This is a genomic window from Candidatus Aminicenantes bacterium, from assembly GCA_026393795.1.
Taxonomy (GTDB): domain Bacteria; phylum Acidobacteriota; class Aminicenantia; order UBA2199; family UBA2199; genus UBA2199.
In genome coordinates this window covers 1-17,822 of sequence record JAPKZL010000222.1, presented here as the reverse complement: position 1 = coordinate 17,822, position 17,822 = coordinate 1, and the positions used below count along the sequence as shown (strand labels likewise).

Here is a 17,822-nt window from a genome sequence, read left to right as displayed (position 1 = left end):
ATTGGCAATTCCGAAAATATCTTTGCATTATTTCATTTTTTTGTCAACGGCTGGGAAGCGCCGGCGAAAGAGGAAGGCTTCGGGGAAGGAACATAACGGCGGCCCTGAAACGCTCCGGTCTGGTGCAAGCGCGAGCGGATGGCAGCGAGAACGGCCTGTTTGTTCAGCGCCCAATCCGGCGCGACAAATATCTCTTTTTCCCTTTCCGCCGTAAGCCGGTGAACCACGATGTCGGGGTCGAGGTATTCAAGCAAGTAAGCGATCCGCTCGGCATAGTCGTCGCGGCTGAGCAGCGGGAATGGTTTTTCCAGGTAAAGGCGATGCAACGCCGTGCCCCGCAAAACATGCAGCAGGTGAAACTTTATCCCGGCGGGCTTCAAACGGTTCATCTCGGCAATGGTCGCCCGCATATGGGCGCGGGTTTCACCGGGGATGCCGATGATCAGGTGAACGACCGTGTCGATTTTCAGGGCCTGCAACTTCCGGTAGCCTTCGAGGAATTGCGCATAGGTATGGTTTCTATTCAAAAGCAGCAGGCTTTGGGCGTGGACCGACTGCAAGCCGAGCTCGACGGTCAGGTACAGACGGCGATTCAGTTCCGCCAAGAGCCGGAAGGCCGGCTCGGCAATCGCGTCGGGGCGGGTGCCGATGAACAGCCCGACGATGTCCGGGTACTTGAAAACCGTTTCGAACTTGGAGCGCAATTCCGAAACAGGTCCATAAGTATTGCTGTGCGCCTGAAAATAGGCGATGTACTTCTTGCCCGGATGGCTGGCCATGTACCCTTCGACCTGCTGCTCAATGGACATCCCGGCGGCATGAAGCGGGCCCGAGGCCAACGGATCGCAAAACGTGCACCCCGCCCACGAAAGCGAACCGTCGCGGTTGGGACAGGAAAAGCCTGCCGCGATCGGTATTTTGACTATTTTTTGCCCGGGAAATTTTTTCTGCAAAAATCCATTGAACGAATGGTACGGCTCATTCATACAGAACGGCCCGAATGCCCTTGAGCAGATCTTCGAGGTCCAGCGGTTTTTGATAAAAACCATCCAGGAAAATGTCCTCGACGTCTTCCATGATTTCACCTTTTTTGTAGATCCCGGAAATGGCAATGACCGGTATGAAAAAGCGGTCCTTGATCTGATGCAGTACGTCAATGCCATGCTCCTTGGGCAGCAGCAAGTCGGTGATCACCAGGTCGGGAGTCAGCTTTTCGGCCAATTCAATGGCTTTCTGCCCGTCTTCGGCCAACCAAACCTCGTAATTATGGCTTTCGAGAAATTCCTTCAGCAGCAAACGGATTTCAGGCTCGTCATCAACCACCAAAATCAAGTTTTTTTTGCTCATTTTTCTCTCGGAGGTAAACCAGAAAATATTCAAACCAGGACCACAGCAAAAATGCGAAGCTCAGGACAATCAATGTCCGCTTGAGCAGAAGCAAGTCTATTTTTTCATGAAGGTCGACGATGTAAACAAATATCAGCAGGCTCAGCAACCCGAAAGTAAACTTGCCGATCAGCAAGGACGGTTTGACGATTTTTTTGCCTTTAAAAAGCAAAAAGCTGGCCCAGAGGATCAGGATGTCGCGCAGGACGATCAATGCCGCCAGCCACAGCGGGAAATCGAACTTGATGGTCAGAGTGAGCAGGACCGAAAAAATCAGAAATTTATCGGCCAGCGGATCAATGATTTTGCCCAAATCACTTTCCTGGGAAAAGTTGCGGGCGATGAATCCGTCCAAAAAATCCAAGAACACGGCGAAGACGTAGATCACAAGTAGATATGGAAAGACTTGGTCATTGATGTTGATCATCAGCAGGATGATCAGCGGGACCATGAAAATCCGCAGTAAGCTCAATATATTGGGCAGCGTGACCGTTTTTTTCATTCCGGATCAAAAATAGTACATTTGGGCGATAAAAGCAATATTCAGAAATTCATTTCAAGTAAATATCACCATAAACATTGTTGATGACCACTTCGGGCTTCTGGCCGCTGCGATTGGCGAAACTTTCGTCCTTTTCCTGGAAAAGTTCCATGCTGAAGGAGGACTGGTTGTATATCCGGCCGTGGGACGTCTTCAGGTTGAAAGCCGGATCCGCCCACGCTCCCGGGAGCAGATCGATCCGGGCATAACTCGATTCGACATTCAAGCGCTCGGCGATCGTGCTGGAGCTCAGCGCAAAATTTCCGTTCTTGATCAGCGCATTCAGGGTTTCTCCCGAATAACCCTCAATGACGGTATCGGCAAAAGAATTTTCGATCACCATGTTTTTGGCGATGACCTGGCGCATCTCGATTTTGCTCGATCGGCCCGACACGCTGACATCGCCATGGATGTTTTCGAGGAGGATGCCATCGAAGGCATTGCTGAGTTTGAGGCCATTGCGGATGTTCCGCGCCGCTATTTGGCTGTGCCGTCCGTAGACTTCCGCTTGCCCGGCGCCATCCAAGGTGATGCGCCCGTAGGCGTGTTCGATCCACACCGGACCTGCTATTTTTTTCAGCTCGCAGTCGGCATGCCTTGCCTGCAGGCGCACGGCCGCCGCGTCTTCCAAAAAAATCTCGCTTTGCCGCGTGGCAATGGCGACATTCCCCGCGATGTTTTTCGCATGCAGATTGCCATGGGTGAGCTCCAGCTTGACCGCGGACGGGATGTCTTCCAGAACCACATTGCCGTTTTCCTGGCGCAGGAAAATGTCCTTGCCGCAGTGGCGGATGGAGACGATCCCCTCGCGGTTGTCGAGAGCCAACACGACACCGGCGGGAACCAGGAGTTGCAGGCGGACTCTCAGCCGGTTGAAGGGAAATTCGGGCCGGCAATCGGCGGAAACAGTCAACTCATTGTTTTCGACCTGGGTAAGCACCCGGGCATGTTGCACGATTTTTTTGGAAAACGTATCCTCCTTGTCCTGGAAATAAACCCTGAAAAAGGAAAAAAGATGGACCTGGTTGTCGAGCGATTTGTCAATGGTGATTTCTCCGGCCGGATTGGCAATCGTAATTTTGCCCGGCGCCGGGAATATCTTCTCGTTTTGGGGAAACTCGCTATAGCGGTCGCTGACCAGGCGCATCGGGTCGAAGTACCTGGAAAAATCACCAGCGAACCTGATCCTGCCCTTCTCAACGACGTTGTAGACAACCCCGAAAACGATCAGCAAAACCACGATGACAATTTCTCTTTTTTTCATTGATTCTTTTTTGCGTAAAAGTAAATATTTTTCAAGCCGATATAAATCAGGATCAACGGCCAGTATTTCCCGATCAGGTGCCAGACGTTGATTTCAAGGCCGTAGTTTTTCAACAGAAACAGCACCCCCAGCAGCAGGATGATGAATCCCCAGAAAAGCGACTCTTTTTTAGCTTTTGCCATTTTTGCTCTCCTCTTTTTTAAAGTAATTGTAAACGATCTTAATGCCAAAGATGATCAGCACCAGCGGCCACAGGCGCGTAACCTGGCGGTAGGTAAGCACGTCGAATTCGACCAGCTGGAAAATAATCCCGATCACCAGCACGGTGATGGACGCAAACAGGGACAAGTCTTCTTTCTGGCTGGCGGGACTTTCTTCAGCCAGGACATTTTTATTGATCCGGCCGGCTTCATTGTAGCTGTCCAGGACCTGGAAAATGAAAAAACCGGCGATCATCAGGCCAAACACAATCGCATCCGGGTCATTGGCGTTGTCCGTCAAAACGATCAACACGGCAAAAATCACCATGTAGGTGATGCCCTTGATGATGTTGCCATTGTAAATGGCTCCCATGCCGGGGAATATCGCCAGAAAAGCAGCTAAGGACGGATTCTTCTCCTTCTGGACCTTGTTCGCTTCTTCATTGTTAGCCATTGTTTCCTCCTTTGCTCATTTCTTTATTTACATTGAAGCCCGCGTTCAATTTTTCAGCCTTGCTTTCGCTGCTTTTCTTGTTGAAAAAGGTGAACAGCAGCAGATTCTTGGATTCCTTGATCTGTTCGAACCAGCCTCCGGTCTGAACCACGAAGGTTTCGATGGAGCCGACCACCGTGTGCATGGTGCGGTTGAGCGGCGGGAAAATATTGGTGAAATAGGACAGGTTCAGGAACAGGATGATCGTGCCGGCCGCGGCGGCCAGCCATTTGGGGAAGAAAATGGTCTTGGCGAGCTTCTTTTTTTCGGAAATTTCAGGGATGTTGAAAAGCCGGTTCTTGAGAAAGAACGGAACTTCCTCCTGCAGATCGGACAACGATAATATCAGTTCTTCCACTTTTTCCTTCAACTCAAGGCAATGGGAGCAGGCGGCCAGGTGTTGGGTGATATCCACCGTCACCTCCGCCGGCAATTCATTCTCCAGGTAGGCGGAGAGCAGGGATTCGATTTCTTTGCATTTGTACATCATGCTTCCCCCCGGACATAAGACTGGGCCAGCTTCAGTCTGGCCCGGTTGATACGGGATTTTACGGTGCCTTCGGGAATGGAAAATTTTCCGGCGATTTCCCGGTAGGATAGATCCTGTATGTCGCGCAGAATCAGCATGACCCTCAATTCGGGCTCCAGTTGGGTTATTTTTTTTCTCAATTCCCTGATTTCCGATTCCCTGACCACGTTATCTTCCGGGGTCGGGCTAGGCAGGCTGACTTTTTCGTCCAATTCCTGGCTGTTCAAGAGGTATTTTTTGTTTTTCCGCCAGTAATCGATGCAATAGTTGCGCGAGATGGTGAAAAGCCAGGCGGTAAAATTCTTTTCCTCCTTGAATTTTTCCAGGTTGTTGTACATTTTCAAAAAAATATCCTGGGTGACATCGGCGGCGATGTCACGGTCGGCAAAAAAATTGAGGGCGATATTGTAAACCGCCTTGAAATAGGCATTGATCAACATATTCCAGGCCTCCTGATCACCATTTCTGCACCTCAATAAGGTTTCTGCTATATCCATACACACCTATAAACGACTTGAAAAATTTAAAAGTTCCATAAAAATGCGCCCGCTGCCGACATGGTCAAACGATCATTCTCGGGATCAGCGGATTGATCCGGGCCAATATTTCATAATTGATGGTGCCGGCCAATTCGGACAGGGTATCGGCCGTGATATGTTCATGTTTCTGTTCGCCGAGCAGGGTTACCCGATCGCCGACTTTTACGTTTTTCACATGCGACACATCGACCATGAACATATCCATGCAGATCCTGCCCCTGACCGGAGCCTTGACGCCATTGACCAGCACGTGCGCGACATTGGAAAGCTTGCGGTCGTAGCCATCGTAGTAACCAATAGGGACAACGATGATTTTCACCTGGCTGTACGTCCGGTAGGTAAGCCCATAACCGATCGCCGAACCCTTTTTGATTTGTTTGACCTGGGCCACTTTCGCATGCCAGCTCAAGACGGGCTTGAAGGTTATTTTTTTGCGGTGTTTCTGCAAATACAGCGCGTGGGTCTGCTTGGAAGGCCAGTAGCCGTAGGCCGAGATTCCCACCCGCACCGTGTCGAAAAAAGTTTTCGGAAAAAGCAGGCTGGAGGCCGAGCTGGAAAAATGCCGGATGACCCTACCGGCGGGGAGACGGGCAATGACCTGGTTGAAAATGGCCAGCTGCTGCTGGGCAAAAGTGGGATCGGTCGTATCTTCGATGTTGGCAAAATGGGAATAAATGCCTTTCAATTCAAGCCAAGGGTCGGGGAAATCGCCCAGCAGGCGAATGACCTTTTCGGGCTCGAGGCCGAGGCGGTTGGTGCCGGTTTCAATTTTCAGGTGGATCAACGCTTTGCGCCGCAATTTTTTGGCAATTTCCCGGGTCAAGCGCAAATGGTCGATGGAGGGGACCACCGTTTCAAACTCATTGGCGACTATTTCCGTCAATTCGTCCGGATCGCTCCAGCCCAGGATCACTACCGGTTTTTCCTGCTGCAGGGATTTGACCAGCAGGGCTTCCTGGAGCGAATCCACGGCGTAGCGGTCCACGCCAGGCTGCGATTTGCTGATTTCGATGATCTCGGGTAAACCGTGCCCGTAGGCGTTGGCCTTGACCACGAACATCACTTTTTTACGGGTGATGGTTTTGAAGACGTTCAGGTTGTGGAGCAGGTTGGCCCGGTTGATCTCAATGTGTGTTTTCATTTTTTAACGGGGAAATATTTTGCAAAATATTTTCCCGCCTGCTATTATAGCAAAAAAATGTTGGCGCTATTCAATCCGCGGAAAATCATTCCGCTTTTTTCAATTGCGACAGGATCAGCGACAAAAAGAAAGGCGCCCCGAACAGCGAGGTGACAATCCCGACCGGGATATCGACCGGAGCGACGAGCGTTCGCGCCAGCCAATCGGCCAGGAGCAAAAAACCGCCGCCCAGCAGAAGCGTTAAAACGACGGTCTGGCCGTAATGGCTCTTGCCCCACAACCTGGATATGTGCGGCACGATCAGGGCAACGAATCCGATCGGTCCGCAAATCGAAACCACCGCGCCAACAAAAAATGCCAGCCCCAAAAACGCGGCTATCCTGAATTGCTGCACCGGCAAACCCCGACTTTGCGCGAAATGGTCACCGGCCGCGAGCAGCAAAAACTCCTTCTTGAAAAGAAAAATGGCCGATAGAAAAAGCAACAGCAGGCTGGCCAATAAAATGACTTCATGATATCCGGTCACGGAAATGCCCCCCATCAGCCAGCGCAAAAGCGAAAAGGTATTGGCATAATCGAACAGGTATTGAAAAAAAACAATCAGCGCCGAATAAAAGAAATTCAGCGCCACGCCGCACATTAAAAAGGTGTACAGCGATGCATTGCGCACCAGGCGCGAAATGAGCAGGACAAACAGAACCGACGACAAGGCCCCCAGATAGGAAAACAGAACCATCCCGCCCAAACCGAAAAACGGGACATGCAGATTGAATTTAAGCGCCAGAACCGCTCCGGCCGAAGCTCCGGAAGAAATTCCCAGAATTTCGGGAGTGGCCAGATTGTTTTTAAACAAATTCTGGCATACCAGGCCCGACAGCGCCAGAATGGACCCGGCGACGAACCCCAGCAAGGCACGCGGGACACGCAATTGCCAAAAAATAAAACTGGCGGTATTTTTGTGGAGCAGGAGTTGCCATTTGATGGGAACGACGCCGAAAAACGGAATGATGAGCAAGCATATTAAAACAATCGCACCAAGCCAATAAATTTTTTTATTCATCGATGTAGATGATTTCCCTGTTTTCGGCAAACACCCGTTTGACCGATACCTGGTAAATATCTTGGAACAGCTCGGCTGAAAATTTTTTTTCCCCGAAATAGCGGATTTCACCGTTTTTCAACGCCAGCATCTTGTTGGCCTGGGAATAAACGTGTTCCAGGGCATGGGAGACCAGCACGATCGTTTTCCCCAAGGCATGCATCTCCCTGAGCATGCGCATCACCTGCCTGGCCCCGGCGGGATCCAAAAAATTCAACGGTTCGTCCAATAGAACGATCGGCACGTCCTGGATGAAGGCGCTGGCCAGCAGCACCTTCTTCCTCTCGCCGCCGCTCAGGGTCTGCATGTTGCGGCCGACAACATCTTGCAAGGCAAAGCGTTCGACCGATCGTTCGACCATCTCGTAATCCCGGCGCGAATAGCCCTTGAAAAGGGCCTGGTAGGGATAGCGGCTGGAAAGCAGGATGTCCTTGACCAGCAACGGCAAGTTGAAATCGTCAAACTGGGGGAGATAAGCGACCTGCGTGGCCAATTCTTTTTTTGAATAGCGCGATATATTCTTTTGGCCGATAAAAACATCTCCTTTTTCAGCGGCGAGGATTCCGGCCAGCAGTTTCAACAAGGTCGATTTTCCCGCCCCGTTCGGCCCGAAAATCAGGACAAAATCGTTTTCATGCAAATGGAAATCCAGGTTTCGCAGAACAGTCTTGCGGCCAAGCGAATGACTCAGGTGCTTGACTTGGATCATGAATCGGCCGGAGTGGACGGTTCTTTTTCGCCGGCGGCTGAGGCGAATAACCGGGCCAACGCTTCGGCAATCATGTTGACCCGGGGCCCGGGCCTGAGCCAGAACGTTTCCTTGATGATTTGCAGCCGCCGGTTTTGGACCGCCGCCAGCATGGTGAACGGCTGCCAAAGTTCATGAATCCGTTCATCGCCTATCCCTTCGTAATGGGCCGAAAGCTCGATGATGACGTCGGGGTTGAGGAAAACAACCGTTTCCATCGATATGCTCGGATAACGGATCGTTCCCCGGTAGGCGTTGACGCCGCCGGCAATCTCAAGTAGCTCATTGAGAAAATCGCGGTTGCCGATGATATACATGTTTTTCAGTTCATCCGGGTTGCGGCCGGCGATGATCAGGACCCGCATTGTTTTTCTGCCCTTGGCCCGGGCCTTGATCGCGGCGAATTTTCTTTTCAGGGCCAGGACCATGCTCTCGGCCTCGCCTTCCGCATGGAGGGCGTTGCCGATCGCCACGATGGCAGCGAAGAGGTCGGACAGGCATTCGTGCTTCACCACCAGCACCCGTGCCCGGGTTTCCAGAAATTGAACCTGGGCATATTGTTCGGGATAGGCGATGACGATTTCCGGGGCCAGCGCCAGGAGCGCTTCCATGTTCACATCGAACAGACCGCCGACTTTGGCGATGGCTCGAGCCTGGGCCGGATAATCGCAGAACTGGCTGACGCCGACCAGCAAATCGCCTTTGCCTAGGGCGAAAACAATCTCGGTCACGGCCGGAGCCATGGACACGACCCGCTGGGCAACGATCGTGCCGGCAATCAGGAAAAAACCAAAAAACAAATATGCCTTTTTCAGTCTCATGGATTGGATTGGCGCAACGTCATTTCGTCCCCTGATATCTGATGCCGACCAGAATCCTGCGCAACGGCGCCGGGTAGCCCAGCACTTCTTCAAAATGACGGTTAAAGGCATTGCTGATATTCAAGAACCAGGCCATCTCGCTCGACAAATGGAAATTGAAAACGAAATTGAAGGTGTTGAAGGAGGGATTTTCGGCAACCGTCCAGAGCGTTTCGTTGTAATCGAGGCGTTTGCCCACGTAGATCATCTCGGCAAAAACATCGAACCTGCGACCCTGATAGGTGAGCTGCGCCGACAGGGTGTGGCGCGGACGGCGCAAGAGCTCCCGATCGTATTGCACGTCCCGGGTTTTCAAAAAGGTATAGGCCAAGCCCAGTTGCCAATGGCTGAAAAAAGTTTGTTTTAAACTCACTTCCATTCCCTTGCTGATCGCCTCATTGATATTGACGAATTTCCAGGTAAGCGGGCTGTAGCCGATCAGATTCAAATAGCGGGAATCAAAAAAGCTGATCCCCAGGGCCAGCGATTTCAAATAAAAATCGCCGCCGAACTCGAACGATTTCCCGGTTTCCGGGACCAGCGCCGGATTGCCCCAGTAGGGGTTAAGCAATTCCGGCAGGGTCGGGGCCCGGAAGCTTTGCGCATACGAGGCCCGTATTTTGAAATTGGGCAGCAGGTTGAAAGAAAGCCCCATTTGCGGGGAAAAGACGGTTCGCAGGTTTTTGTACTTGTCCAGGCGGACCGATCCCGAAAGGAGGAATCTGCCCAGATCGGCACTCAGGCTTAAAAAGTGGGAAAAGACGCTGGTCCCGGCCTCTTCAAGCAGCCACTCACCGTTGCTCTGGTTGTCGATCGTCTGCAGGGAGTAGTCGATCCCGGCCATGAGCTTCACTTTTTCCCAGAGAAGAGCATTGAATCGGGCCGTCAACGCGGTAATGAAAGAACTGTTGCCGTAGGAGGGGTTCCAGGTGTCGTCGGGATCGGAAAACTCATACTGATTCCAGTGCAGGGAAATTTTGCAATCCAGGTCAAGATGTTCGGTGAAACGATACAGGAAGGGGGCGGAAAAGAGCAGATTTTTCTGCCAATAATGCCGTTGCGGGGTGGGCAGACCCAGGTTGATCGGGATCCCGGAAGCGACGAGATTGCCGAACAGCGAGAGCCCGAGGCTTAGATTGTTTTTTTCATAACCCGAATTGAAGGAGAACCCCTGTTTTTGCAGCTTGTCGTTCGGCACGCCGTCGCTGTAATTCAGGAAATGGCCGTTCAGGGAAAAATTGAACCCAGCCTTTTTCCCTCCCCAAAAAAAATCGCCCTCATACGTATCATGGCTCCCCCTGCTCAAGGAAAAACCGAACCCGTTGCTCTTTTTGGTGATCAGGTTCACTACCCCGCCCATGGCGCTCGAACCGTAGAGATTGCTGAGCGGACCGCGGATGATCTCTATTTTTTGGATGACCTGGGGCGATAAAAATGAAAAATTGCCGCTCAGCGAACTCGAGGGATCGAACAGCTTGCAGCCGTCGACAAGAAAAAGCATCTGGTTGACCGCCGCGCCGCGGGCGAACGTATAGGCAAACTGGCCGGGATGGCCGGCGCTGAGGACCAGGATGCCCGGGGTCTGGTTCAGGGCCGCTTTCAAGCCGGCAAATTGCAGGAACGCCAATTCCTTTTCATTGAAAACCGTTACGCTCTGCAACGCCTTGGCCAGCGGCACCTTGCCGATGACCTCGATTTTTTCCTCTATGTCCGGCTTTTCCTTTTTTTCCCCGGAAAAAAGCATGAACGGGAACACCAGTAAACAGAAAAAAAACAAATTACGCGCCATGGCCATACCTCCTAACCCAGCTGAACTTGATAAGAGCCTTAGATAGCAAATTCATAATTTGTTCTAAAAAGCTAACAAATTTTAGAATTTGCTATAAGGCTCTAAAAATGAGGACTTAGAGCGTCACCATTATCCGCCCTCCGCAGATAATGCGCATCGGGTTGATACCTGATAGGTCTTCCGACTTCCGGAATCTTTAAAAAGCCTTCCCACCCCATCGGGGGGCAGTGGCTGAGACTTTCAAAGATGCTTCCAGGTCAGCCTGGTCCGGTCACGGCAGCGGGGGCTGTGGGGGTTAACCCTCTTCCCTTGAATCAAGCCTCAAAAAGAATCTTACTAAACGAAAAATCAATTGTCAACACCGCACATGGCCTCATCAAAACTCTACCTGGAGGATGAGGCAATGCGCCATATTGCCCGCCAGGCATGAGTGTGGTAAAATGTTTTCTATCTGAAGCAAGGAATGGTTTTATGAAAAAATTCTTTTTGCGTATTTTCGTCATCGTTTTAGCGACTGTTTTAACGGTCGCAGTCGTCGAAGTTTTTGTCAGGGTTTTCTGGAACAAGCTCAACGGGCAAACGGTCATCCCCCTGTCCTTGAAAACCCATCGTTTTTCAGCCAATCCGCTTATGGGTTACGAACTGATCCCCGGCAGTTCCGCTTTCGAGGACGATGCCTGGTATAGGATCAATCAGGACGGAATCCGTGATCGGGAATATTCCATCCCCAAGCCGCAAGGAGTTTTCCGCATCGCCGCCGTCGGCGATTCGTGCACCTTCGGCTTCGGATTGGAGCTGGAAGATACGTGGCCAAAACAGCTGGAGCGGGAGCTGCAAAAAATTCGCCCCGAAGTGGAAGTGATCAATTTCGGAGTCATGGGCTACAACACCCCCCAGGAAACGGAGAGGATCCAGGACAAAGTTTTGAAGTATTCCCCCGACCTGATCATCATCGGCTACAGTTTGAACGATATAGGCGTTTTTAGCCGGGAGCGGCGAGTCCTGCATACCTATAAAGGTTACAACTCCTTTTTTTCCACCGGGAGCGATTTATTGGACGGCCTCCTGTCTCATTTAAAAACCTACATGTTGATAAAAAATCGTCTCTATTTGAAAAAAACCAATGCCGATACCCGGCCGCAATATTCCAAGGATGGCTACAAATTCATTAAGATAGGGTATAACCGCTATTACTTCGATGGCTATAAGGAACCCGAGAATTGGCAGATCCTGAACACAGCCTTCGCCAAAATCCGCGCCTTGACCCAGCCGCAAATCCCGGTGTTGTTCGTCATCCATACCGAATTTGCCGACATGGAACACTACCTGTTCGGCGAAATTCACGAAATAGTGAAAAAGCTCTGCCGCGATTACGGCTTTCCCGTTCTCGACCCGCTGAACGAAATGCTGGCTTACAAGGTCCAGGACCTCAGGATCAGCAAAGCCAATATCCACCCCAATGCCTTTGGCAACAAGATCTTTGTGCAGGCCATTGTCCGCTATTTGCAGGCAAATTCCCTTTTGAAATAGCCTTCTTTGAAAGCAAAAAAAAGCGGTTGGTCAAATGTTGACTTTATTGGGGATATATTATATAATTTAGTTCTAAGAAAACAATTTAGGAGAAGCATTATGAAAAAATCTGTTTTGCCTGTGGTCATACTAATGGCCATCTCCATCCTCTTCATGGGGACGATCATTGGCGCCTCCTCCGAGGCCAAGGACCCGACAAATGTAAAAACCGATAGCCCTGGCGCTCAAGTCGCAACCGTTGAAATGGTCCAAGTCTCGCCAGCCAACGACACTGGAAACTGGCGCGGCCCCGGAGTTGCCGAGGACTCCAAAGGCAACCGCCTGGTGATTTTAAGGGGCCCTGAGGGAACAAAATTTTATTACTCTTATTGCCCGAAGAACGGAACCTGGAGTGCTCCGGCGGTAATTTACGGCGCCCAACCAACGCTTGTTGACTACGGTTCCTCATATATAGAGATCGACAGCAGGGACAACTTTCACTGCATGTGGGAAAATGCCAACGGCCAGGTCTACGCGTCATTCAAGAACGGAGTTTGGACAGCCCCTGCCACAATTCCAAGAATCGGTAAGTATGACAAGACCAGTGGCATGACCGTCGACTCAACCGACCAGGTAGTCACCATCGATTGCGAGATAGTCAATACCTTCATCAAGGAAGCCTACTTGCACCGCAAGGGAAAGAATGACGCCACTTTCGGGGCCCCTTTCAATATCTCCAGGGATGGCGTAACCGCTTCGACACAGCCCCATCTCGCCGTCGATTCAGAGGACCACGTTTGGGCGGTCTGGAAAAGCGATTATAAAATCCCAGATATAGATGAGAACCTGGTCATTTACCTGTCGGAATTCAACAAGGATAACAGCGATGCGGGTGACTGGTACGTTGTTTCCCCCAACCCGGCCTGGTCCTTCCTGCCCCAGGTTGCCGTCAACAGCGAGGACAAGATAATGACCTTATTTTCCACCTCCACTTCGGGTGACTACTTGACCCGGTACTTTGATCCAGCCACCCAAAAAATGAGCGCAATAATCCCGCTCAATAACGGCCTGGTCTTTTTTCCCTGGCACACCTTCTTTTCAAGGATGGTCTCACACGGCAAGGATTTCTACGCTGCGGTCATGGCCCCTGGTAGAGTTCTTCTCCTTTACAAGTTCAACCAAACAGCAGCCAGATGGGACAAGGTTGCAGCCGTTTCGGATAGAGCTGTTGAAGTGTGGTCTCTGTATTCGGGATACGATCATATGCTCGTCGCCTGGAACTCCATAGAAGAGCCAACGCAAGTTTTTGTCTCAACGATCGAGGTCGATCCCTTCAGCAAGGTTCGCATCAAATCGGTGAGCAACCTCCGAGTAACGAAATTCGTCGAACGCAGTTTCTTTAAAGGCTATACCCTGAACACCCTGACCTGGGAAGCCAACCCCGATAACACCGAGAAAGGGCTTGTCATCACCGCGCACCGGATTTACCGGAAATCGAGTACGGAAGACAACACCAAGTGGGCGCGCATCACCGAGGTCGCGGGGACGGTTTTTAAATACGACGACCGCAACATCCCCGCCGACAGCGACTACGTCTATGCGGTTACCTGCGTCGACGATCAGGCGCACGAAAGCTTGGTTTTTTAACTGGATACGTTACGGAAGAAAAGCCAGCCGCTGCTGGATGGAATACACAGCGCTGGCTCGGCCGCAGGGGAAAATTCGTGAAAATGAATCGGTCGTGGCTGGGATTGTTCCTTATATCGTTCGCTTTTAACGCCTGCAATTCTTTCCAGCCGGCCAAGACCCTGGAAACACCGTATCCGGTAGTCGACGATTCGGGCAATTCCAGGGACTATCGCCTCTTTCTTCCCGCCACCAGGTACGGCAAGCTCCCTTTGCTGGTCTACTTCCATGGGGTGATATCGCCGGGTTTTAAAAATATCCCTTCATTGAAGAAATACACCGGCAGTCCGATCGAAGAAACTAGTTTGATCCAATTTTGCCGTAACCGCGGCATCATCCTTCTCGTTCCGACCGCCAGGTATGAGTACACTTTCCTGGGCTGTAGCGCCGTAGGCTGGCAGATTGACAAAGAAGTTGACGGCATCGAAAAGATCATCGATACGGTGATTGCCCATTACACGGTCGATCCCCGCCGGGTTTTCCTGGCCGGTCTCTCGGCCGGGGCCGGAATGAGCCATTATTTAGCCAACCGCCGCCCCCACTTCTACAACGCCATCATTTCCCATTCCCAGGCCTATGTCAACCAGAAGGGAGAGAATCTGCCTCCTGTTGTTAAAGGGCCGCAATTCGGGGTAGTTTATTGCTACAATCTCGGCGATTATCCCGATTTGATCCGCATCTGCATCGATTCGGAACGGATCTATCGCCAAAACGGCTACCGCACCATCCTTTTGCGCGACCTGCCGCCGAGAGGACATGCCTGGTCTTCATCCAACAACGGCCGTTTCTGGAAACTGATGAACCGTTTGGGACGACAGAACTGAAAGTTCAGATATTTTTACAAAAAAAACTATAATATACATATCTGGATTTAAATCAACCGATCCAAGATGCTGTAATTCAGCGTTGACATCCGCAGGGACTCAATCAAACCGCGGATGGATCAGTGGGGTTTCGTACTCGCTGCAGGTCTCGCAAGGGCCGGTGAACTTGTACTGGTTATGAAGCGCGCGCAGGGCGCGGGCAGGCTTGTCATTCACGATCTCCTTCAAGGACTTTTCCCGCACATTGCCCAGAGCCAGCTTTCCCTCGTAATCCACGCAGCAGGGCACCACCGTACCGTCCCAAAGCACGATGATATTTCCGCGCCACGGTTCCTTGCAGCGGGTTTTCCGTTTCCCCGAAAATTCGATCTTCGGCTGGATCTGCACACGGTCCACCAGCGGGCGCCATTCTTTTATAAAGGCATCAACATCACTTTCAGTCTCGTCGAATACCACCAGATTGACATCAATCCCCATGGGGCTTTCAAAGGAATCGCGCAGCTGCAGAAGCTTTTTGACCCGCTCCTTGATCTCGGCATAGGGCCGTCCGCGGATTTGCTCGTAGGTTTTCCCCATGCCATCCAGGGAGATGGTGAGCCGGTCCAGGCCGCTTTCCATAACTTCCCGCATGGCCTGTTCCGTCAGCAGCACACCATTGGTGGTAAAGAATGGCCGTCCTCCCTTGGAGCGGATATAACGCACCATGTCGAAAATCTTCGGATGCAGCAGCGGTTCCCCCCAATTCATGAGCAGGTAGAAGCCAATGCTCGGATTCTCGTCCACGATCTTCTTGAACAGGTCGAAATCCATGTCGCCGCGGGGCCTGACCATGCCGTTGTTGACCGGGCACATCGAACATTTCATGTTGCAGCGGTTGGTGGGTTCGATCTGGATGCTGGTGATGCCCGGGGAACGGGTGGAACGCGCCAAGTAGCAGAACTGGTTTATTCCTTCCTTGACAATGGAACCGACCGTTGCGTAACGAGTGGCCAGGAACTCGGCCTGCTCGGGTTTTCCCAGATAAATGCGGCTGATGCCCTTGAACAGGAACTTTCTGAACCAACCGGGATTTCGTTTCATGATAATTCCTCCGGAGATGGATGGTCAAGAACTGCGCGTTGCGCGTGGGAGAGACGGACATGGTCTGGCAGGCAGCGCCCAATGTGAACCAAGGCGTGCAGCCTGGCACTTGGATGACAGATACGTGCCACCTGAAAACAGGGATGATGGGAGTTGCAAAATGGAATCACTTGATTACGACCCCCAGGGGATAATGGCCTTCGTCCCGGGTGTAGATCATGCTGCTTTCCACTGCACGCCCCACCGGCGCGCTGGTGATAGCGACGCGGACCGCCGCCAACACGTCATCTACAGAAATGGCCTTCATGCATTGGTTGTCGCCTTTGCAAGGCGGAATGTCGAATTCGTAGATGCATGGACTGCAGTAAAGGTTCTTGTGGATGGAGATGGAGTTCACGGCATCGCCATACTGCAGCGGGAGGCCCGGCCCCCAGAGGGTAACCGTCCTCTTCCTGAGCGCGAAGGCGATATGCATGGGGCCCGTGTCATTGGAGATCAGCAGCTCCGCGTTGTCGAGGAGCGCGATGAACGCGCCCAGGGTGAGTTTGCCAGAGAGGTCGTCGATACGTTCGCGAAAGGGCTCGCGGACCATGTTGCGAATCTCGGACGTATAGGCGGCCTCGGATTTGACGCCGGAAAGCACAATCCGGCGATCGGGAAAGGCCTCCACTATTTTTTCCATGAGCTGCGCGAAACTGGCTCCGTCCCAGCGCCGCTCCACGCGGAGGTCGGAAGCATTGGCATTGACCACAATAAATTTTTTGTGGGGATCAAAGGGGAGGACCGCTTTGAGAGCGGCGAGGTCCTTTTCCCGGACTTCAATCTTGTGGAGTTCGCGGATGATGACCTTGCACCCCAACAGCCTCGCGCTCTGCAAAAACACCTCGGACACCGGTGCTTTCATGTTAAAATAGATCAGGTAATTGTAAATCCCGGAGCGGTAGGCGAAGGAGCTCTTGAAGAATCCAATGCGGTTCCTGGCGCAGCTCATGGTCGCAAGAACGCTGCTGAAATTGGAAAAAAGCTCGAAATCCATGTACATTTCGGCTCTAAAGCCCCAAAGGCGAAACAATGTCCGTGCTGCGGTGAAAAGGAGAGGGAACAAGCCTGCTGTATCGTTCACGGTAATAACGGTATCGATCAGACCGAGCCGCTCCGCCAGTTCGCGGTTGGATTCCGAGGTCACAAAAGCAATCTGCGCTTCTGGATAGTTCGCGCGCAAGGTCCGGATGAACGGCGTTAACTGGATGATACTGCCCAAGCCGACGAATTTGCAGATCACGATCCGCCGGAAATTAGCATGAAGCGTATGGTCGCGTCTAAGGATCACGGACAGCAAGCGCGCAACCACATTCAAGACAAGCGCCACAGGTTTTCCCGCAAGCTTGTCCATATGGATTTTCTGACGTATGTTCATATTGTTCGGGAAATAGTTTTTAGCCTTTTATATCCAGCCTCGCCGCGTTCCAGCTGTTTATCCTGCCCTGGTATTGGAGGATCTCCTTTTTTCTATTTTATGAATAAAGCGTAAAAAAGTCAAGCAGGTGTAAGAGTCCATAACATATTGGACTTTTTGTTATTTGCATGTAGCGAATCGATATAATAGCGCAAAGGCGGTTTTTTGTTAAGCGAGCGGTGGGGTTTTTCGGTGTTGAACCAGACAAGGTATTCCATCAAGTTATGGTTGAACTCCGTGAGGTCATCGCTGAGGAGCTCATCCTCATGCCATTGGATATGTTGTTCTTCGACCGTGCGGTTAAAGCGTTCGATATGGCCATTACTTTGGGGATGGCGCGGGTAGTTGTGGAAGTGAATGATCGGGCTGGCACGGATATCGACGCGGAAGTTCTTTTCAAACTCGTCGCCGTTGTCCGTTTGGATATGTTTGACCGGGAAAGGAGCCACGTGGAGGAACTTGTGGAAGAAGTCCTTGGCGTTGGCGCTGTTCAGCTTTTTGTAGCCATAGGCAAAGGCAAAACCGGTGACCAGATCTACCGCCGAGATGACGTAGCGTTTAATATTGTCCAAAAAGAAGGTGATCGAATCGATTTGCACCAGGTCCCCCGCATTTTGTGGCACATAGTCCTTGCGGCGCAGCTTCTTTTCCGATTTCTTTTGCCGTACGGCCAGTCGC

19 protein-coding genes and 1 riboswitch are annotated in these 17,822 nt (G+C 51.6%); of the genes, 3 read left to right on the top strand and 16 right to left on the bottom strand.

Annotated elements, in window-relative coordinates:
* Positions 1-32: 32 nt before the first annotated feature.
* From NTW95_10895 to NTW95_10835, 13 genes are all read right to left on the bottom strand, one after another.
* Positions 33-986 (bottom strand): TIGR01212 family radical SAM protein, encoded by a 954-nt coding sequence (locus NTW95_10895; GenBank protein ID MCX6557920.1) that lies wholly within the window; start codon positions 984-986, stop codon positions 33-35.
* Entirely contained in the window at positions 979-1,347 is a 369-nt protein-coding gene (locus tag NTW95_10890; GenBank protein MCX6557919.1) for a response regulator, read from the bottom strand. Before NTW95_10890 ends, NTW95_10895 begins: the two co-directional genes overlap by 8 nt.
* Positions 1,316-1,888 (bottom strand): CDP-alcohol phosphatidyltransferase family protein, encoded by a 573-nt coding sequence (locus NTW95_10885; protein MCX6557918.1) that lies wholly within the window; start codon positions 1,886-1,888, stop codon positions 1,316-1,318. Before NTW95_10885 ends, NTW95_10890 begins: the two co-directional genes overlap by 32 nt.
* Before the next feature lie 49 nt (positions 1,889-1,937).
* On the bottom strand, positions 1,938-3,191 hold the full coding sequence (locus tag NTW95_10880) for a DUF4097 family beta strand repeat-containing protein (GenBank protein ID MCX6557917.1): 1,254 nt from the start codon (positions 3,189-3,191) through the stop codon (positions 1,938-1,940).
* Positions 3,188-3,373 (bottom strand): DUF5668 domain-containing protein, encoded by a 186-nt coding sequence (locus tag NTW95_10875; GenBank protein MCX6557916.1) that lies wholly within the window; start codon positions 3,371-3,373, stop codon positions 3,188-3,190. Before NTW95_10875 ends, NTW95_10880 begins: the two co-directional genes overlap by 4 nt.
* A complete protein-coding gene (locus NTW95_10870; protein MCX6557915.1) occupies positions 3,360-3,845 on the bottom strand; it encodes a DUF5668 domain-containing protein in 486 nt (161 codons plus the stop codon). Before NTW95_10870 ends, NTW95_10875 begins: the two co-directional genes overlap by 14 nt.
* The gene (locus NTW95_10865; GenBank protein ID MCX6557914.1) at positions 3,838-4,374 is read right to left on the bottom strand and encodes a zf-HC2 domain-containing protein; all 537 of its coding nucleotides are present in this window, start codon (positions 4,372-4,374) and stop codon (positions 3,838-3,840) included. Before NTW95_10865 ends, NTW95_10870 begins: the two co-directional genes overlap by 8 nt.
* On the bottom strand, positions 4,371-4,910 hold the full coding sequence (locus NTW95_10860) for an RNA polymerase sigma factor (GenBank protein MCX6557913.1): 540 nt from the start codon (positions 4,908-4,910) through the stop codon (positions 4,371-4,373). The genes NTW95_10865 and NTW95_10860 overlap by 4 nt, the downstream gene beginning before the upstream one ends.
* A 64-nt stretch (positions 4,911-4,974) precedes the next feature.
* The gene (alr, locus tag NTW95_10855) at positions 4,975-6,093 is read right to left on the bottom strand and encodes an alanine racemase (GenBank protein ID MCX6557912.1); all 1,119 of its coding nucleotides are present in this window, start codon (positions 6,091-6,093) and stop codon (positions 4,975-4,977) included.
* An 85-nt stretch (positions 6,094-6,178) separates the two neighbouring features.
* Complete coding sequence (locus NTW95_10850; GenBank protein ID MCX6557911.1) at positions 6,179-7,153, bottom strand: iron ABC transporter permease; 975 nt, start codon at positions 7,151-7,153, stop codon at positions 6,179-6,181.
* Entirely contained in the window at positions 7,146-7,901 is a 756-nt protein-coding gene (locus NTW95_10845; GenBank protein MCX6557910.1) for an ABC transporter ATP-binding protein, read from the bottom strand. The genes NTW95_10850 and NTW95_10845 overlap by 8 nt, the downstream gene beginning before the upstream one ends.
* Positions 7,898-8,761, bottom strand: coding sequence for a helical backbone metal receptor (locus tag NTW95_10840; protein MCX6557909.1), 864 nt, complete (start codon positions 8,759-8,761; stop codon positions 7,898-7,900). The genes NTW95_10845 and NTW95_10840 overlap by 4 nt, the downstream gene beginning before the upstream one ends.
* A 19-nt stretch (positions 8,762-8,780) precedes the next feature.
* The gene (locus NTW95_10835) at positions 8,781-10,589 is read right to left on the bottom strand and encodes a TonB-dependent receptor (GenBank protein MCX6557908.1); all 1,809 of its coding nucleotides are present in this window, start codon (positions 10,587-10,589) and stop codon (positions 8,781-8,783) included.
* 152 nt (positions 10,590-10,741) lie between these two features.
* Positions 10,742-10,940: riboswitch (cobalamin riboswitch) on the bottom strand.
* Positions 10,941-11,060: 120 nt separating this feature from the next.
* Between NTW95_10835 and NTW95_10830 the strand changes: the two genes are divergently transcribed.
* The 3 genes from NTW95_10830 (at position 11,061) to NTW95_10820 (ending at position 14,608) form a co-directional block, all read left to right on the top strand.
* Entirely contained in the window at positions 11,061-12,119 is a 1,059-nt protein-coding gene (locus NTW95_10830) for a GDSL-type esterase/lipase family protein (protein ID MCX6557907.1), read from the top strand.
* A gap of 99 nt (positions 12,120-12,218) precedes the next feature.
* Positions 12,219-13,745: a hypothetical protein gene (locus tag NTW95_10825; protein MCX6557906.1), complete on the top strand. Its 1,527-nt coding sequence runs from the start codon at positions 12,219-12,221 to the stop codon at positions 13,743-13,745.
* An 83-nt stretch (positions 13,746-13,828) separates the two neighbouring features.
* Positions 13,829-14,608 (top strand): prolyl oligopeptidase family serine peptidase, encoded by a 780-nt coding sequence (locus NTW95_10820; protein ID MCX6557905.1) that lies wholly within the window; start codon positions 13,829-13,831, stop codon positions 14,606-14,608.
* Positions 14,609-14,707: 99 nt separating this feature from the next.
* Here the strand turns inward: NTW95_10820 and NTW95_10815 are convergent, their stop codons facing one another.
* The 3 genes from NTW95_10815 to NTW95_10805 form a co-directional block, all read right to left on the bottom strand.
* Complete coding sequence (locus NTW95_10815) at positions 14,708-15,688, bottom strand: radical SAM protein (GenBank protein ID MCX6557904.1); 981 nt, start codon at positions 15,686-15,688, stop codon at positions 14,708-14,710.
* A 166-nt stretch (positions 15,689-15,854) separates the two neighbouring features.
* Complete coding sequence (locus tag NTW95_10810) at positions 15,855-17,081, bottom strand: glycosyltransferase family 9 protein (protein ID MCX6557903.1); 1,227 nt, start codon at positions 17,079-17,081, stop codon at positions 15,855-15,857.
* A gap of 143 nt (positions 17,082-17,224) precedes the next feature.
* The coding region (locus NTW95_10805; protein ID MCX6557902.1) for an integrase core domain-containing protein at positions 17,225-17,822 on the bottom strand (598 nt) is incomplete at its 5' end.

Bases quoted from the DNA above. Each gene is read 5' to 3' on its own strand.
- NTW95_10880 (MCX6557917.1), bottom strand. From the start codon at position 3,191: ATGAAAAAAAGAGAAATTGTCATCGTGGTTTTGCTGATCGTTTTCGGG.
- NTW95_10840 (MCX6557909.1), bottom strand. From the start codon at position 8,761: ATGAGACTGAAAAAGGCATATTTGTTTTTTGGTTTTTTCCTGATTGCC.
- NTW95_10835 (MCX6557908.1), bottom strand. From the start codon at position 10,589: ATGGCGCGTAATTTGTTTTTTTTCTGTTTACTGGTGTTCCCGTTCATG.
- NTW95_10895 (MCX6557920.1), bottom strand. From the start codon at position 986: ATGAATGAGCCGTACCATTCGTTCAATGGATTTTTGCAGAAAAAATTT.
- NTW95_10845 (MCX6557910.1), bottom strand. From the start codon at position 7,901: ATGATCCAAGTCAAGCACCTGAGTCATTCGCTTGGCCGCAAGACTGTT.
- NTW95_10815 (MCX6557904.1), bottom strand. From the start codon at position 15,688: ATGAAACGAAATCCCGGTTGGTTCAGAAAGTTCCTGTTCAAGGGCATC.
- NTW95_10810 (MCX6557903.1), bottom strand. From the start codon at position 17,081: ATGGACAAGCTTGCGGGAAAACCTGTGGCGCTTGTCTTGAATGTGGTT.
- NTW95_10865 (MCX6557914.1), bottom strand. From the start codon at position 4,374: ATGATGTACAAATGCAAAGAAATCGAATCCCTGCTCTCCGCCTACCTG.
- NTW95_10860 (MCX6557913.1), bottom strand. From the start codon at position 4,910: ATGGATATAGCAGAAACCTTATTGAGGTGCAGAAATGGTGATCAGGAG.
- NTW95_10850 (MCX6557911.1), bottom strand. From the start codon at position 7,153: ATGAATAAAAAAATTTATTGGCTTGGTGCGATTGTTTTAATATGCTTG.
- NTW95_10890 (MCX6557919.1), bottom strand. From the start codon at position 1,347: ATGAGCAAAAAAAACTTGATTTTGGTGGTTGATGACGAGCCTGAAATC.
- NTW95_10820 (MCX6557905.1), top strand. From the start codon at position 13,829: ATGAATCGGTCGTGGCTGGGATTGTTCCTTATATCGTTCGCTTTTAAC.
- NTW95_10830 (MCX6557907.1), top strand. From the start codon at position 11,061: ATGAAAAAATTCTTTTTGCGTATTTTCGTCATCGTTTTAGCGACTGTT.
- alr (MCX6557912.1), bottom strand. From the start codon at position 6,093: ATGAAAACACACATTGAGATCAACCGGGCCAACCTGCTCCACAACCTG.
- NTW95_10825 (MCX6557906.1), top strand. From the start codon at position 12,219: ATGAAAAAATCTGTTTTGCCTGTGGTCATACTAATGGCCATCTCCATC.
- NTW95_10885 (MCX6557918.1), bottom strand. From the start codon at position 1,888: ATGAAAAAAACGGTCACGCTGCCCAATATATTGAGCTTACTGCGGATT.
- NTW95_10870 (MCX6557915.1), bottom strand. From the start codon at position 3,845: ATGGCTAACAATGAAGAAGCGAACAAGGTCCAGAAGGAGAAGAATCCG.
- NTW95_10875 (MCX6557916.1), bottom strand. From the start codon at position 3,373: ATGGCAAAAGCTAAAAAAGAGTCGCTTTTCTGGGGATTCATCATCCTG.